We start from the raw sequence: 17,816 nt of genomic DNA, 5'->3' as shown, positions 1-17,816 counted from the left end.
AAGGTCAACAACGTCTAATTCACTAACTGAAGTTGAACGTCTAGTCCTTTAGCAAGCTGCACTGAATAAGGCCGTATAATCACATTATACGGCCTTTGTTTTGTCTTGATGATAGCAATGAGTTTGAACTGCTGCGCTTGCGCAGTAAGATTTTAGCGGTACAATCATTGTCCTTATTGGTTTAATTCTTGGATCCTCTTATGACGCTGTCAACTTCTCAGCCAACTTGGCCTCTTAATGGACAACAGCCTGAACTGCTTTTTTCTGAATTAACACACTTAGGCTTAATCTCTGTCACTGGAGAGCAAGGCCGCAGCTTCATTCACGGCCAAGTGACCACCGATATCAGCTCGCTTGAAAGCGACCAATGGCGCTGGGGCGCTCATTGTGATCCTAAAGGTAAGATGCTGGCCAGCTTTAGAACCTTCGCTAAAGGTGACACCCTTTTCTTAATGATGCCAAAAGACACCTTGGCACTTGACCTACCACAACTGCAAAAATACGCCGTATTTAGTAAAGCTGAACTTAGCGACGCAAGCGATGCTTGGTTATTGTTAGGTGTGGCTGGTGAACAGGCAAAGGCTTGGTTAACCGCGCAGTTTGGTGAACTAAATAACGAGCTGACCTTAATCGATAACGGCATGATTATTCATGATGCTGGTCGTTATATCCTCGCGATTGCAGCAGAACAAGCCGCTAGCCTAGTGGCGAATATCGAGCAAGTTATTTTCGATGCTAGCGCATGGCAAGCCCTTGAAATCACTGCAGGATACCCTAATTTAGGCGCTAACCATCAAGGTCAATTTGTACCGCAGATGTGTAATTTACAGGCGGTCAATGGCATCAGCTTTAACAAGGGCTGCTACATGGGCCAAGAAACCATTGCTCGAATGAAGTATCGCGGTGGTAACAAACGCGCACTTTATATTGTTAGCGGTACCGTAACAGCGCCATTAACCAATGAAAGCCAACTTGAGATTGCACTAGAAGATGATGAAGGCTTCCGCCGTGCGGGGACTATCATCGAATCTGTACAGCGTGGCGAGCAAGTGTTGTTAACTGCAGTATTAGCCAACGATACCCAGCTCGATGCTAAGTTAAGAGTTGCTGCCGATGCTGGCTCTGAACTGAGCTTAATTGCACTGCCTTACTCGCTAGAAGAGCAAGACTCATAGTAATCACTATCAGTTCTGCAGTCGCTTTTTATCAGTGTAGGCAGTAACAAATAGACCGAAAAAAGGCGCGTTATGCGCCTTTTATATTTAATGCTCAGCAATCTTTACCATAGGCTCAATGCTACTCACTTTCGTTGTGGGCATCACGGATCTTAATTGCCTCATCAATTATCTGTTTAAAGTGTTCCACCAACTCAGGATCAAACTGTTTACCCGCCTCGCTCTCAATGAGTGCAACCGTTTCTTCCACACTCCATGCTTTTTTATAGGGGCGGATAGAAGTTAATGCATCAAACACATCCGCGATTGCTACAATGCGACCTTCTATCGGGATCTCTTCTCCCACTAATCCATTAGGATAACCGCTACCATCCCACTTTTCGTGATGCGTTAATGCTATTCGACGGGCCATTTCTAGCAGGGGGTCACTGTGATCACCAATGATTTCAGCTCCAATTTCGGCGTGGCGCTGCATCTCAACCCATTCATCCTCATCCAGTTTTCCAGGCTTTTTTAGAATAGAATCAGGCGTGCCTATTTTACCGATATCATGCATAGGTGCTGCGTTATAAATAAGTTCGCAATACTTATCGGGCAGGTCTGACTCTATCGCCAACAATCGAGCATAATGACTCATTCTTATAACATGCAGGCCAGTTTCATTATCTTTATATTCTGCAGCCCGGCCAAGGCGACGAATGATTTCAAAACGAGTCTCTTCTAACTCTTTTGTACGCACTTTCACTTCTTGTTCGAGCAGACGTTTTTGATCATACAAGGTTAAATGAGTTTTTACCCTCGCTTTCACAACGGGTGCACTAACAGGTTTAGTGATGTAATCAACTGCGCCTAGCTCAAACCCTTGAGTTTCGTCGGAAACATCGGCGAGAGCGGTCACAAATATCACTGGGATATGGCAGGTTAATGGATCTTGCTTAAGCCGTTTACACACCTCATAGCCATTCATTCCCGGCATCATCACATCAAGAAGAATAAGATCCGGTGTGGTTTTAGCCGCTAAAGCCAACGCTTTAGGGCCATCAATGGCCACCTTCACTTTATAATCTCCGCCTAGGATCCCCACCAAAATATCAATATTCTCAGGGGTATCATCCACTACTAAAATGGTGGCTTTATCCATTAAACCCGTTCTCCTTTTAGTGCTCATTGAAGAGGCGTATTTATCAATCTATTTGCTAAACTGTTACCCCGTCAAAGGGCATTATTGAGTGCTAAACGGTTATCCCGTCAAAGAAGCATTATTCAGTGCTAAACGGTTATCCCGTCAAAGGAGCATTATTCAGTGCTAAACAGTGCTTCAATAAGCTCCGCGGCCTCATCAAATTGGTAACTGTTGACCATGTTTACCGCTGGGCTCATTTTTTGCCACACCGGCTCCGAAACCTGCTCGCGAATATCAGTCATTTTATCCACGGCGTCTGAATCCGCCTCTTCTAGCATAGTTAATAACTCACGCACTGCAGTTGCCAACTCTGCTTCAGACAATAAGGTCTTACTCTTTTCTGGCAGCTTTACATCATCTTGCTCAAGGCGTGATAACCATTTTGCAATGGCGTTACAAATCGAGTCGATAAGTTCGCCAAGTTCTACTAATTCAGCGTTAATATCTGCAGTCGTTGAGTCGAGTAACTTGGATTCTATTTGCTTAGCAAGCTCTACAAGTTGGGGCGAACACAAATTACCAGCAACCCCTTTTAACGTATGCGCATATCGAATCGCATCATTGCTTTTTCCCTGGCTTAAGGCGAGATCTATTTGTTCAGCCGTATGGATTTGACCATGATAAAAGCGCTCAAAAATCCTGCGATATAAGCGCACCGAATTCTGCACCAGCTGGAGGCCTTTATCGATATCTAATGCTTGATGCTGTGGCCAAAACAGCACCGCGTCGCCTACAACTCTTGCTGTAAAATCGGCAGGGGCAAATTCACTGTTACCCTCGCCCAAATATTCAAGCAAAGTGGTGTAAAGCAGCGACACCTCAATCGGTTTGGCAATATGATCATTCATACCGGCGCGCAGGCACATCTCACGATCCCCAGCCATTGCATTTGCGGTCATGGCAATCACAGGTAAGTTGGCAAGTTGTGGGATTTTTCTGAGTTCTTGAGTGGCTTGATAACCATCCATGACTGGCATTTGGCAATCCATCAACACCAAATCAAAGGTATGTAGAGCGAGTTTGTCTAGGGCAACTTGACCATTTTCTGCAATCGATAACACCACTCCGACTTGCTCAAGAAACTCTGTTGCCACCTCCTGATTCATCTCATTATCTTCAACCAATAAGATGCGCTTACCCTGCAATTGTGCCAACAACTGCTGATTAACATCACAGCCCTTGCGCCTAACTGGCATGGCGCCATTCTTGCCTAGCGATAGCATGATACCGTCGAGCAAACGCGAAGCACTGATAGGCTTAGTGATATAACCTGCAATATCACTTTGCTCTATCTGCTCGATGAACGCCTCATTAGCGTGGGCAGAAACCAGTAACACTTTAGGCGGATTACTGTTTTCAGATAAGATTTTAGTCGCCGCCTCTACACCGTTCATCTCTGGCATTAACCAGTCGATTAATGCCACCGGGTAGTCTTGATTCTTGCAGCGCTCTACCGCTTCCAAACCACTTCTAACCGTGTCGACTTCAAAGCCCATGCTCTCTAAGGTTGAGCGTAAAATATCTCGCGCAGTTGCATTATCATCAGCAACTAAGATCCGCATGCCTTCGACTTCTTGACTGACTTTTAGTAGTTTTTTATCCGCAATATTTAAGCGCACTGTAAAGTGGAAAGTACTGCCGTTTCCAAACTGGCTATCGACGCCAATTTCGCCGCCCATCAATTCCACCAGCTGTTTACTAATGGCCAAGCCTAACCCTGTGCCGCCATACTTACGTGTGGTTGACGTGTCGGCCTGACTAAATGATTTAAACAGTTTATTGCGCTGCTCTTCTGTCAGCCCGATGCCACTATCACGCACACTAAACTTGAGTAATATGTCGTCGTCAGCCTGTGCGAGCTGGCTAATAGACAGCAGAATTTCACCCTGCTCAGTGAACTTAATGGCGTTATTCATTAAGTTAATCAGCACCTGGCTTAAACGCAGCGGATCACCTTCTAAATGCCTAGGAATGTTGGGAGCAACCGCAAACAATAACTCTAGCTGCTTGTCTGCCGCTTTCGCTGAGAACATGTCACTGAGATCTTCGAGCATGGTATCGAGCTGAAAGGGTACGGATTCGATATCCAGTTTTCCGGCTTCAATTTTAGAGAAATCCAAAATATCATTGATAATGCCAAGTAAAGATTGAGAGGCTCGATCTATTTTCTCGACATAGTTCAGCTGTTTTTTATCAAGATGGGTTTGTAAGCAAAGCTGGGACATGCCGATAATGGCATTCATCGGAGTGCGAATTTCATGGGACATATTCGCCAAAAAGTCGCTCTTAGCCTTACTGGCTGCATCAGCACTGTCCTTAGCCTGCTGCAGCTCAACCGATAGCTGCTTAAGCGAAGTAATATCAGCCATCGATAGCACGACTGACTTTGACTCGCCCTGTTTATCTTGTAATCGGGTCAAAGTGAGATCCATCCACATTAACTCGCCAGAATCGTTTAGTAATCTCACTTCGGTGGTAATGCTGTCATTACCATTTTCAGTAAGCTCCCGGAACAAGGCCTTGGCATCATCACGATCTTCGCTGTATTGATAGTCAAAGAAAGAACGTCCTTTGAGCTCAGACGTCGCCACTTGCATGTATTGACTAAATTGCTCGTTACAGTCGAGTATGCTCCCGCGTTCATCAACATTGACAATGCCGATCCCAGCATTATCAAATAATGCCCTAAAGTGAGCTTCGCGATCCTCGAGCTCTTTATCGATTTTCTTACGATCGGTAATATCCATTAAATAGCCATTCCAGGTAATGCAACCATCGGCGAGTACACTGCCGTGAGCACCAGCCTGTAGCCAGCGAATATCACCGATGGGATGACGATACCTAAACTCTTCGGTCCAGCGTAAACCCTTACTACTTTTACCCGCCAATGCCTCAATAATGCGTGAATGATCTTCACTGATGATGCGCTCTGCAACTTGATCAAAGTTATTGAGCACTTCATCGCGATGAAGACCTAAGGTGGCTATGCATGCGTTAGATAGGAAAGTAAATTTACGTTCGGTATTGCTACACCAATGTAACTGGTAAACCGTACTAGGGATAGACTCGGTAATCGTCTCAAGTTGTTGCTGGGATTGGGCAATTTCTTCTTGGGCTAATTTACTGCTGGTAATGTCGTTGATGCTGCCATCGAACCACAGCACATGCCCATCATCGCCATATATCGCGTTACCTTTTTCATGCACCCAATGGATACTGCCATCGCGATGTTTTATGCGATATTGCACTTCAAAACTTTTATGCGCTAATAGCGCATCTTCTATCGTTTGACTGGTGGATGCCAAATCCTGTTCAACAATCAAGCTGACAAAGCTACGAGTCGCATTCTCAATAAAATCCGATGCAGGAAACCCGGTAATATCGATGATGTTTTCGCTGACATACTCCATCACCCATAACTCACCAATACGCGTGCGATAAACAGCGCCAGGAATATTAGTGACTAAACCTCTAAAGCGATTTTCGCTGTCTTTTATACGCTGAGCGACTTCAAGTTCGACCGTCATATCTCTCACTGACGCCGCGATTTGACGCTTGCCATCGGCATCTACGGGGAGTAAACCTAGGCTTATTTCAACCGGAAACTCACTCCCATCTGCTTTCACTGCCATCAAGATAGAGGATGAGTCAAAGCCCATTTTTCGGTCGCGTCCTTCGGCGACAAACTGAGAACGGAAATCGGCATGATTGGCGCGGATTGCCTCTGGCACCAATTCATCTACTGACATCGCCAGCATCTGCTGCTCACTGTAACCAAATAGCAATTGGCAGCGGCTATTGGTAAACACCAGCTTGCCCGACTCATCCACAATAAGCATCGCCTCTGGTGCAGATTCGAGTACCGCATTCGACCATGCCGCGGCAGAAAACTGCTCAGTGACATCGTTAAATAATATCTCAATCGAAAGCAGCACTTTTTGGTCAGATAATAACGGCTGCATAAATACATCTAAATGACGTAATTTACCCGAAGCATCAATCATCTCTATCTGGTGTGGCGGTACATTTTCACCGAGCAATGCTCGGTCCATATACTGCCAATTAACTTCGTTTATGGGATTGTCGGAGAACATACGCTGATATTTACGTTTGAGTAGTTCAGCTGAGACACCTAAGACTTTCTCGACCCCTTCGCTCACCTGATCTATCTGACCACTTGGGTCAACCGAGCAATAAAATGACTTATCACTCATACCATCAATCAACTTAGCAAAACGATTACCGCGAGAATCAAGCAGCGCTTCTTCACGCTCTTCTAACACCTCAGCCATATCATTAAATTTATTGGTTAAGGTCGCGATTTCACTGGCGGCTCCGTGGGGTTTTTTTATCCGTTTGGTTTTTCCCGCACCGAAGGCAACAATCCCCGCTTCTAACTCTTCAATAGGCCGAGTTAAGCGCCGAGAGGTTATATAGCCCGTTAATAACAGCAAAATTGACAGTAACAATAAGTTGAGACTTAAAGAGGAAAAGTCACGAAGAAACTCGTTATGGAGATGACTTTCAGCGGTCATAATCACCACCCGCCAATTCAACGTAGGTACCACCCCAACGCTGGCTAGATATCGTTCTCCTAAGCTGTCTTCTATATAGGAATAACCTGCACTACCTCGGTTAACTAAATCGATAAACCCTTGGTTATCAGCTGTTTTAGCCAGCCATTTATCTGCACCTCTTTGCAGCAACAATCCCTGATTATGATGATAAATAAGTTGACCTTTTTCATCTATAACAACGATACGTTTGGGCGAGATCCCAACCATATTAGGAATTTCATTTAGCGCTAAATCAACCGTCACGACGCCCAAGAAAGGGGGCTGTTCACCAAAGGGTTGAGAAAAGCTCACCATCAACACATTACCCGCCCCTTCATCCACATAAGGTTGCGACCAATAACCATTGATATCATTGATGGCTTTACTCCACCAGTCCCACTCACCGTTGGTATAATCGTAGCTATCGGCGCCAATGTCTAAGGTCAAAACTTTGCCATTTTCTCGATAGGCGTAAGGTGCAAACAGTTCGCGGTTATCAATAGCGAATTTGCTAAACGCGATGGCACTGCCGTAGAAATCGGCATGCCTATCAAGGCGACGGGTTAGCAGCTGTTTAAGCGTCATTTCATCAGCGTATAAGTCATCGTCATCCGCTTCAGACAAAAAATCGGCAATAGAGCGCGTATCGGTTTCTGCGGTTTCTAAGAAATACTCTAAATGCAGGGCAGCGCTCTGCGCTTTTTGGCCAAGCTGCTCATAGATATCTTGCTCTTCATCTTGATAATTCAGCCAAGCATTAATACTAAAGACCACTGTCATAATAGCGATAAGAGGCAGCGCTATTTGCGATAAAATTCTACTACGAAAAGAACGAAGTCTGCTCATATCCATAATCCACAGTGGTTAACGTTTTATTGGCTTACAACAAAGAGCGGCCATACTATCTTGCTAGAAAGGCCTGTCACGCTCTTTAGCAAAAACACTCAAACACAGTGTAGGCAAGGCTGTGACTTTGCACCGAATAAAAGAGACCCATTTACTTCTTATTAGGCACTAACTCTATGATGAACTTGAAATAACGACTTCATTAAATCACCTCAAGCATCAGCATTCAACACAAAGCCAGTTTATTTATTGAGCAATGCAGTGTCGGTTTTTAGTCCATTCTGCAGTCAATATTGCTATCTACGAGCCGAAAAACAAATAAGTCAGTAAGGATACGATCCTATTAAGATACCAATACGTAATAACAAAATGCGTAATCACTAGGGAAGATTAAACATGACACATGAAACATGTTAAATTGATTATGGCTAGAGAAAGTAGTTCTTGTAACAGGGGAAGTCATGAGTACAGAAATTGTCAGCCTGAACCACGTATCTAAGGGCTTTACTGATGGTGATAAATATCATCAGGTATTAGCCGATATTAACTTAACGCTCAATGTCGCCGACACAGTCGCACTGACAGGTCCTAGCGGAAGTGGTAAAAGTACCTTACTCAACATCATTGGCGGTTTTGAATTTATCAAGCAAGGCCAATTGTTTCTCAACTCAAATGACACCACCCTCTGGCAAGATAAACAGTGGAGCCAATTTCGACGCCAACACCTCGGTGTTGTTTTCCAGCAATTTAATCTGCTAACCCCGCTCAATGTTCGTGACAATATCGCTTTTTCACTGCGCTTGAACCAACAGAAATGGAGCCCATGGTGTGATTACTTAATTACCCAGCTTGGGCTTGATGAAGTAAAAAACAGACATGTAGAAACCCTCTCAGGCGGCCAGCAACAACGGGTCGCTATTGCGCGCGCACTCGCTCATAAGCCGCAGCTATTATTGGCCGACGAACCGACAGGTAACCTCGATGAGAAAGCCGGTCAGCAAGTTATGGCGCTCCTCACCCAACTCGCCGAGGAGTCACAAACCAGTATTTTAATGGTGACTCACAGCAATGAATGCGCCGCTTTTATGAAAAGGCGCTGGCACCTAGAGCAAGGGCAAATCCATGAGTAGCGGCTCAAATAACGGTTCAGGTTTTGGCCTAACGATACGCTTAAGTCTGGGCGTGTTTGCTCGTCACTACTTAAAATCGCCTCTGCAAGCGGGGGCTATTTTACTCGGTATTATCCTGGCGGTAACCCTGCTTATTGGTGTTAGAGCCACCAATGAAAACGCAGTGCGCAGTTACTCTGAAGCGACGGAGCTACTAAGCCAAAGGGCGCAGTTATTACTCACGCCAATCACAGGCAAAAAATCAATTGATGAGTCAGTTTATTTTACTTTAAAACAAGCAGGTATAAATCAAGCCTTAGCGGTAATAAACGATACCGTCACCGATGAGCAAGGCAGACGTTGGGATATACAAGCGAGTGATTTAGTCGCCGCCTTATCAATTCAGAGTCAGAGTAAAAACAAGAATCACACCTCAAGCACGGCGATAAGCAGCCCAGATAAAAGCCACCGCTCGCTATTATCAGCCAACCTTCCTTTAGCAAAGTTGTTATCTGCTGCGCCGTATATTTTGATGAGTAAAAGCTTTGCCGACAACGTTGCTCCCAAGGGGGAAATACAGCTTAACGGCAAAACGCTTAATGTTATTTCACTCGATGATAGCCTAGGTCTCGGCAACGCCATTTTAATGGATATCTCTCTTGCACAGCAGCTACTCAATCGACCCGGTCAATTAAGCTATATCGCCCTATTTGGTCAAGCCGACACGCTTACCGAGCAGGTCAAGCAAGCCTTTAATGAGCAGACGAGTGAGCATTTTGATTTTGCCGTACAAGATGACGGTGAAGGCCTCACCAGTTTAACCCGTAGTTTTCACTTAAATCTCACCGCCATGAGCTTATTGGCATTTGTCGTCGGACTCTTTATCGCCTATAACGGCGTGCGCTATAGCCTGCTCAAGCGACAAAGGCTGTTAGTGCAATTACAGCAGCAAGGCGTGCCACAACGGGCATTACTGGTTGCATTACTCATCGAGCTGTTCAGTTTAGTGCTGCTCGGTTCGCTTGCTGGATTTATTCTTGGCTTGCAGTTAAGTCACTGGTTACAACCTATGATTGCACTCACACTCGAGCAGCTTTATGGCGCAAGGCTGATGCCTGGGCTTTGGCAGTGGAGCTGGCTATATCAAGCCGTTGGGTTGACTTTCTTTGCCGCCCTGCTTGCTTGTTTTCCACTGTTTACCACCTTAGCGAAACAACCTTTAGCACGTAGTGCGAGCCGCTATGAACAGCAAGGTCACGCTAAGAGGCAGCAAAGAAAGCTATTTTTTATCGCGATCGCTCTACTCTTGATTAGCGCGGTTTTGTTTCCGTTTACCCAAGATTATCAACATAGCCTGATATTATTAGGCGTAGTAACCATTGCCATACCACTGCTATTGCCGCTGGCGCTGCAAATGGGGCTATCGGTGGTGGAGCGTATTACACGTAACGGCCTGTGGCAGTATGCCGTGGCTGAAAGTAAAGAGCTTATTGCGCCACTGTCGCTGGCGATGATGGCCATGCTACTGGCGTTAACCGCCAACATTTCGATGAATACCTTAGTCGGCAGTTTTGAAATCACCTTAAAACACTGGCTCGACGACAGACTGTATGCCGATCTGTATATCCGCCCACCCAGCGATAAAGTTACCCAAACACAAGCGTTATTAGCCGAGCTACCTAAGGTTACCGCAATATATGGCCAGTGGATCCATAATAGCCATTATCAAAAGGCCCCTGTCAGCCTAATGACCCGCGATGCGCATTCACTCAGAAACAGCAACCAGATAAAAGCGCAATCGGATCATCATTGGCAGCACTTTTTCAGTGGTAATAACCTCATGATCAGTGAGCCGATGGCAATCAAATACCAACTTAATGTGGGTGATAAAATCAGTCTACCTGAGTTTGACAAGGTATCGCTTGCCCCCTTGTCCATTGGTGCCATCTTCTATGATTACGGTAATCCATTGGGTCAGGTCATTGTAAGTCAACATACTTGGCAGCAGCTCAAGCTCCCCACACAGCCCACCAGCATTGCAGCTAGTTATGCTAACAATATCACTGAACTTGAATTGATACTGCAAACAAAGGTGCCACTGTCACCCGCACAGATGTATAACCAAACTAAAATAAAGCAGCGCGCACTTGAGATCTTTAAACGCACTTTTTCTATCACTTTGGTACTCAATAGCTTGACCTTAGTGGTCGCGGCAATTGGCCTTTTCAGCGCTTGCCTAATGTTAACTCAAGCAAGGCAAGCGCCCTTAGCGCGGCTTTACTCCCTTGGAGTGAGCCGCTATCAGTTACGTACTTTAGTCTGTGGCCAAATGCTGCTTATCGTACTATTTACCTGCTTACTTGCTCTGCCAACTGGCGCATTACTCGGCTATTTACTGATTAACAAAGTCACTTTACAGGCCTTTGGCTGGAGTATTGCCATGGTTTGGGACTGGCAGGCCTACTTTAGAGTGCTTGTTATCGCCATGATTGCCAGTGCGATTGCAGTAATATTGCCGCTATTTTGGCAGACCAGAAAACCACTCATTAGCAGCTTACAACAGGAAGCACTATGAAACTGTTCTGTTATTTACTCCTTCTGTTTTCACTCTGCGGTTGTGACTCAGAGCCAGGCAGTACACCCGGTATGGGACAGCTATTAGATGGTAATACTCAAGGTTATGCGCCAGTGTTGCCCGGCGTAGCACTCACGTTTCCGGCGGACCATCAAGCACATGATGATTTTCGCCAGGAATGGTGGTATTTAACCGCGAATCTAAAAACAGACACAGGTGAAGAACTTGGCCTGCAATGGACACAGTTTCGTATCGCGCTTGCTCCACCCAGTGTTGATGAAAATGAAACCAGCAATAACAAAGCCACTCAATCAGCTTGGCAGACTCAGCAGTTATATATGTCGCACACTGCACTCACCAGTAAGCAACTACATCTAACCGAAGAAAAGTGGTCAAGGGGTAATCAATACTTTGCCGGCACACAAACCTCGCCCTTGATTATTCAACAAGATGGTTGGCAATGGCGCAGCGACAACGAGCAACTGTTTCCTGCAATACTGTCGGTAGTCACTGCTGACTTTAATTACCAGTTAACCCTAGATAGTCAGTCGCCTTTTCAACTGCAAGGCGAGCGAGGCTATAGTCGTAAAAATGCCAGCGGCACTGTTGCTAGCTACTACTATAGTCAACCTTTTATCAAGGTCACTGGCACTATCGAGCAAGATGGTAAAACCACTCATGTTTCGGGTGATGCCTGGCTTGATAGAGAATGGAGTTCGCAGTTTTTATCAAAAACTCAGCAAGGCTGGGATTGGTTCGCCTTAAAGCTAGATGATGGCTCTGCATTAATGTTATTTCAGCTAAGGGATAACAGTGGTGACAAACAGCACTTTTATAGTGGCAGACGTATGTACTCTGACGGCAGGGGTCATAACATCAGCACAGATCAAATATCAATGACTGCAACCGCATGGCAGCAAACCCCGTCAGGGCGCTACCCTGTCACTTGGCAGATAGCGATCCCCTCGGAAAACATCAAGCTTAACACTCAAGCTCTCAATAGCGACTCAAGCATGCCACTGTCTATCCCTTACTGGGAAGGCCCGATCAAAATATCGGGTAGCCACAATGGCTTGGGCTATATGGAACTCACTGGATATTAACAACTAATCTTTGCCTTTATTGGGCAAGTACACGGCTTACAAACTGTCCTTTCCGCCCGCCAAACAAGAATGATTATCATTAACCAAGGTTCTGAATGTTTTGAGTTTTTAATGTAGCGCAAGCTAACATTTCGTATGGATGAAATTCAAACAAGCCTATAGTGTTTAATGGTAAATTTGCGAACTAGATCACCATCAAAAAGTTGATCTTTGTCGACAAAAAACCTCAATACCCCTTGTGAGGTATACCCACAAAATCTATGAGGTCTAGACTCGATATCAACCTTGGTAGATAGCAACTGCACTACTTAAAGAACAGCGTTATTTACCCCATTATAAAAGGTAACAAGATGAGCCAAGAATTTCATATTACCAGTCTAGTGGTGCATGCCGCGCCCCATGCTGTGACAGAGATTAAGAGCAAAATATCTGCTCTAACAGGCACCGAAATACATGCCGTTACTGACGAAGGCAAGTTTGTGGTCACCGTTGAAGGTGAGACCCAGCGTGCCATCCTCGATAGCGTTGAAGCAATAAACGCCTTAGAAGGCGTTATTAATAGCAGTTTGATTTATCACCAAGTCGATCCAGTTGAAGAGAAGAGTGAGGAACACCATGAGCATTAGCCGTCGCGAGTTTCTAAAAGCCAACGCCGCCGTTGCAGCTGCAACAGCCGTCGGTGCAACTCTGCCAGTTAAGATAGTTGAAGCTGCAGAGCAAAAAGATAGCATCAAGTGGGACAAAGCACCTTGCCGTTTTTGTGGCGTGGGTTGTAGCGTTCTCGTGGGTACAGATAATGGCAAAGTCGTTGCCACTAAAGGTGATCCAGAAAGCCCTGTGAACAAAGGCCTTAACTGTATTAAAGGCTACTTCCTTTCTAAGATCATGTACGGCAAAGATCGCCTTACTACACCGCTTTTGCGCATGACAGATGGTCAATATGATAAAGAAGGCGAATTCACACCAATCAGCTGGGATAGCGCGTTTGATATCATGGCTGAGAAGTGGAAGCACACCCTTAACACCAAAGGGCCTACCGCTATTGGTATGTTTGGTTCTGGCCAATGGACAGTTTGGGAAGGTTATGCTGCCTCTAAACTACACAAAGCGGGTTTCTTAACTAACAACATCGACCCTAATGCCCGTCACTGTATGGCATCTGCGGTTGTTGGCTTTATGCGTACATTTGGTATTGATGAGCCTATGGGTTGTTATGATGACTTAGAAGCTGCTGATCAGTTTGTGCTTTGGGGCGCCAACATGGCAGAAATGCACCCAATCTTGTGGGCTCGCCTATCAGATCGTCGTCTGAGCAGCCCAACAAGTCGCGTACACGTATTATCAACTTACGAAAATCGTAGCTTCGATTTAGCCGATAACGCCATGGTTTTCCGTCCACAGTCTGACCTAGTTATTCTTAACTATATTGCTAACTACATCATTCAAAACGATGCGGTAAACAAAGACTTCGTTAATAAGCACACTAAGTTTGCTCTAGGTACAACGGATATCGGTTACGGTCTTCGTCCAGAGCATCCATTAGAGCAAAAAGCGAAAAACCCAGGTAATGGTAAGTTTGCGCCAATCAGCTTTGATGAGTACGCCAAGTTTGTGAGCACCTACACGCTTGAATACGCAGCCCAAATGAGTGGTGTAGAGCCAGAAAAGCTAGAGCTTATGGCTAAAGCGTACGCCGATCCAAACGTGAAAATGATGAGTTTGTGGACCATGGGGATCAACCAGCACACACGTGGTGTTTGGGCGAACAACATGCTGTACAACATTCACTTGCTAACCGGAAAAATTTCAACGCCGGGTAACAGTCCGTTCTCACTAACAGGCCAACCGTCTGCTTGTGGTACTGCGCGTGAAGTGGGTACGTTTGCACACCGTTTACCTGCCGATATGGTGGTAGCAAACCCTAAACACCGTGAAATAGCTGAAAAACTGTGGCAATTACCAGAGGGCACTATTCCGCCAAAGCCTGGTTTCCACGCTGTATTGCAAAGCCGTATGCTTAAAGATGGCAAGCTGAACTGTTACTGGACTATGTGTACCAATAACATGCAAGCCGGTCCAAACATTAACGATGAAATGTATCCTGGTTTCCGTAATCCTGAAAACTTCATTGTCGTGTCTGACCCCTATCCGACGGTTACAGCTATGGCGGCGGACTTGATTCTACCAACGGCAATGTGGGTAGAAAAAGAAGGCGCTTATGGTAATGCTGAACGTCGTACTCACATGTGGCACCAGCAAGTTAAAGCACCTGAAGGCGCAAAATCTGACTTGTGGCAGCTAATGGAGTTTTCAAAGCGCTTTAAGGTATCTGAAGTATGGCCCGCTGAGCTGATTGCTAAGAAGCCTGAGTACGCTGACAAGACACTTTACGACGTACTTTATGCTAACGGCGTTGTGGACAAGTTCCCTGCTTCTGAATGTAAATCTGAGCTAAATGATGAGTCTGATGCATTTGGTTTCTACGTACAAAAAGGACTATTTGAAGAATATGCCCAGTTTGGTCGCGGCCATGCACACGACTTAGCGGACTTTGATACTTATCATGAAAACCGTGGTGCACGTTGGCCTGTGGTGAATGGCAAAGAAACCCTACGCCGTTTCGTTGAAGGTAGCGATCCTTATGTTAAGGCTGGCGAAGGCTTTAACTTCTACGGTAAGCCAGACGGTAAAGCGGTTATTTTCGCCCTCCCCTTTGAGCCTGCAGCAGAGGAACCAAACGAAGAATATGATATCTGGTTATCAACCGGCCGTGTACTTGAGCATTGGCACACAGGTTCGATGACAGCTCGCGTGCCAGAGCTTTATCGCGCCTACCCAGATGCACAAATCTTTATGCATCCTGAGGATGCTAAAGCACGTGGTCTAAAGCGTGGTGATGAAGTGATTGTGGCTTCACCTCGTGGTGAAGTGAAAACCCGTGTTGAAACTAAAGGCCGCAACAAACCACCAAGAGGCGTGGCATTTATGCCATTCTTCGATGCGCGCCAGCTGGTCAACAAGTTAATACTTGATGCGACGGATCCGCTGTCAAAAGAGACAGACTTCAAGAAGTGTCCAGTTAAAGTGATGAAAGCGTAAGTCTTTCACAAACAAATTTAACTTAATCGCTTGAGCAAAGCGGAGAAAAGGCAGCAAATGAGTACGGTCAATCAAAGTAAGTTCAAAGCAAAAGGCGTTAATCGCCGTCAGTTTTTAGCCACCACGGCTAAAGCTAGCTGTGCGATGAGCTTACTAGGAATGGGATTAACGGCAGTTGCAAAACAATCAACTCAATTAGACCCCTTCGCGATTAGACCGCCAGGAGCATTAAGTGAAGATGATTTTCTCTCGGCCTGTGTGCGTTGTGGTTTATGTGTAGAAGCTTGCCCTTACGACACCCTCAAACTCGCTCGCTGGTTTGAGGGTGCGCCAACGGGCACGCCTTACTTTACTGCGCGCAAAATACCCTGTGAGATGTGTGAAGATATCCCCTGTGTTAAGGCCTGCCCTTCGGGTTCGCTTGATCACAATTTAACGGATATTGAAGACGCTAAAATGGGAATTGCGGTACTTATCGATGAGAAAAATTGCCTGAACTTTAAAGGGCTACGTTGCGATGTTTGTTACCGGGTTTGCCCGCTAATTGATGACGCTATCACCCTTAATATGCAACACAATGCCCGTAGTGGTCATCACGCCATGTTTTTACCAACAGTCAACAGCGATAGCTGTACAGGCTGCGGTAAATGCGAACATGCTTGCGTGCTAGAGCAAGCTGCGATCAAAGTGTTACCGACTCATGTTGCTTTAGGTAAAACGGCAGCACACGATACATATATCAATACCGAATCCACCACACTTGAGATGTTAAACAAGGGGCTTGCATTATGAGCCAACCACTAAAGCAAAAACCGACAACACATGGTTTTGCGAAGGCGGCAATTAAAGAGCTAGGATGGTGGCGTGCCCACAAATTCCTATTTCTTCGCCGCCTAAGCCAAGTCAGTGTCTTTGCACTGTTTGCCATTAGTCCTTTGTTAGCACCTTTATTAGGATTGTGGTTGCTTAAAGGCAACCTCTCTACCAGTGAAGCCTTAGGTGTGGTGCCTTTATCTGATCCACTTACCACTTTGCAGGTGTTGCTGACAGGGCATCTACCCGAGCTTAGCCTCATACTCGGTGCCGCCATTATTGCTTTGTTTTATGCAGTGCTAGGCGGGCGAGTATTTTGCAGCTGGGTCTGTCCCGTGAACATAGTGACAGATCTTGCAAGCTGGTTACGACGCAAACTGAACTTGCCGCGTACAACGCAGATGCCTAGAAACTTACGTTACTATCTGCTAGCACTTGTGCTCGTTCTGCCAGTCCTTACAGGCCTTACAGTATGGGAATGGGTTAACCCTGTACCTATTTTGTATCGCGCCGCATTGTTTAGCGCTGGCAGCGGTTTATGGATCTTAGCAGCTATCTTCTTACTGGATCTATTTATCAGTGAAAGAGCATGGTGCGGACACTTGTGCCCAACAGGTGCACTCTTTGGCCTACTCGGCAAAGTCAGTCCGGTAAAGGTATCTGCCGTCAATGCAAAAGCGTGTGACAACTGTATGGATTGCTTTGTTGTATGCCCTGAAAGACAGGTCTTAAAACCTGCACTTAAAGGAAAACAACCTATGATAATCAGCAGTGATTGCACTCAATGTGGCCGATGTATCGATGTTTGTGCTCAACGCGTTTTCCAGTTTAAAAATCGAAAATATCAAAATCGAATTGCCCTAAAGGCGGAGAACACCCAATGAAAAAACTACTCACCTTAGCTGCGCTAGTGATGGCGCTTAGTGCTTGCACTGGTCAGCAAGCGAACACTCAAGCAGAGCCGGTAAACATCAGCTCACTTGGTAAGTCTGAGATCACAGATATTCGAGCCGCCGACCCAGCGCCGCTTTATCCAAAGCGTGGAAAATCTATCGAGCGTACTTTTGTACACCAGCCGCCGATGATCCCACACAAGGCAGATTATCCAATCACGCTAAAGAGAAATGGATGTATCAGTTGTCACAGCCCTGCTAAAGCTAAACGTATGAAAGCGACTGCAGTGGACCCATCGCATATGTTAGCTGATGGCAAACTAAACAACGAATATTACAACTGTACTCAGTGTCATACGCCACAAGCAGAAAACAAGCAGCATTTAGTTGAAAACGAGTTTTCAACTCAGTAAGTACTGAGCTGTTTTCACGGCTAATACTCATTGGTATATCGCATTTAAAAA

General features: G+C 45.6%; 11 protein-coding genes. 9 read left to right on the top strand and 2 right to left on the bottom strand.

The annotated features are described in order from the left end of the window. Nucleotides 1-200: 200 nt before the first annotated feature. Entirely contained in the window at nucleotides 201-1,175 is a 975-nt protein-coding gene (gene ygfZ, locus ACVBJC_RS11540) for a tRNA-modifying protein YgfZ (RefSeq protein WP_447160907.1), read from the top strand. 121 nt (nucleotides 1,176-1,296) lie between these two features. Here ygfZ and ACVBJC_RS11535 read toward each other — a convergent pair whose 3' ends face one another. Both ACVBJC_RS11535 and ACVBJC_RS11530 read right to left on the bottom strand, forming a co-directional pair. Then, nucleotides 1,297-2,316, bottom strand: a complete 1,020-nt coding sequence (locus ACVBJC_RS11535) for an HD domain-containing phosphohydrolase (RefSeq protein ID WP_447160906.1) — start codon at nucleotides 2,314-2,316, stop codon at nucleotides 1,297-1,299. 155 nt (nucleotides 2,317-2,471) lie between these two features. After that, nucleotides 2,472-7,766: a PAS domain S-box protein gene (locus ACVBJC_RS11530; protein WP_447160905.1), complete on the bottom strand. Its 5,295-nt coding sequence runs from the start codon at nucleotides 7,764-7,766 to the stop codon at nucleotides 2,472-2,474. Between the two features lie 455 nt (nucleotides 7,767-8,221). Here ACVBJC_RS11530 and ACVBJC_RS11525 point away from each other — a divergent pair, with 455 nt between their 5' ends. The 8 genes from ACVBJC_RS11525 to ACVBJC_RS11490 all read left to right on the top strand — a co-directional run bounded on the left by ACVBJC_RS11525 (nucleotide 8,222) and on the right by ACVBJC_RS11490 (nucleotide 17,765). Continuing rightward, nucleotides 8,222-8,890 carry an ABC transporter ATP-binding protein gene (locus tag ACVBJC_RS11525; protein WP_447160904.1) on the top strand — a complete coding sequence of 223 codons (669 nt, stop codon included), beginning with the start codon at nucleotides 8,222-8,224 and terminating at the stop codon, nucleotides 8,888-8,890. Then, entirely contained in the window at nucleotides 8,883-11,444 is a 2,562-nt protein-coding gene (locus ACVBJC_RS11520) for an FtsX-like permease family protein (RefSeq protein WP_447160903.1), read from the top strand. The genes ACVBJC_RS11525 and ACVBJC_RS11520 overlap by 8 nt, the downstream gene beginning before the upstream one ends. Then, nucleotides 11,441-12,547, top strand: coding sequence for a lipocalin-like domain-containing protein (locus tag ACVBJC_RS11515; RefSeq protein ID WP_447160902.1), 1,107 nt, complete (start codon nucleotides 11,441-11,443; stop codon nucleotides 12,545-12,547). Before ACVBJC_RS11520 ends, ACVBJC_RS11515 begins: the two co-directional genes overlap by 4 nt. Before the next feature lie 350 nt (nucleotides 12,548-12,897). Then, nucleotides 12,898-13,173, top strand: a complete 276-nt coding sequence (locus ACVBJC_RS11510) for a chaperone NapD (protein WP_447160901.1) — start codon at nucleotides 12,898-12,900, stop codon at nucleotides 13,171-13,173. Beyond that, the gene (napA, locus tag ACVBJC_RS11505) at nucleotides 13,163-15,646 is read left to right on the top strand and encodes a nitrate reductase catalytic subunit NapA (protein WP_447160900.1); all 2,484 of its coding nucleotides are present in this window, start codon (nucleotides 13,163-13,165) and stop codon (nucleotides 15,644-15,646) included. The genes ACVBJC_RS11510 and napA overlap by 11 nt, the downstream gene beginning before the upstream one ends. Before the next feature lie 57 nt (nucleotides 15,647-15,703). Then, a complete protein-coding gene (gene napG, locus ACVBJC_RS11500) occupies nucleotides 15,704-16,438 on the top strand; it encodes a ferredoxin-type protein NapG (RefSeq protein WP_447160899.1) in 735 nt (244 codons plus the stop codon). Next, entirely contained in the window at nucleotides 16,435-17,343 is a 909-nt protein-coding gene (gene napH / locus ACVBJC_RS11495; RefSeq protein ID WP_447160898.1) for a quinol dehydrogenase ferredoxin subunit NapH, read from the top strand. The genes napG and napH overlap by 4 nt, the downstream gene beginning before the upstream one ends. Beyond that, a complete protein-coding gene (locus ACVBJC_RS11490; RefSeq protein ID WP_447160897.1) occupies nucleotides 17,340-17,765 on the top strand; it encodes a nitrate reductase cytochrome c-type subunit in 426 nt (141 codons plus the stop codon). Before napH ends, ACVBJC_RS11490 begins: the two co-directional genes overlap by 4 nt. The last annotated feature ends 51 nt before the right edge of the window (nucleotides 17,766-17,816 follow it).

The sequence above is a fragment of the Shewanella sp. 0m-6 genome (assembly GCF_052977325.1).
Note: the sequence above shows the minus strand (reverse complement) of the source record. Positions and strands in the feature narration are given on the sequence as shown.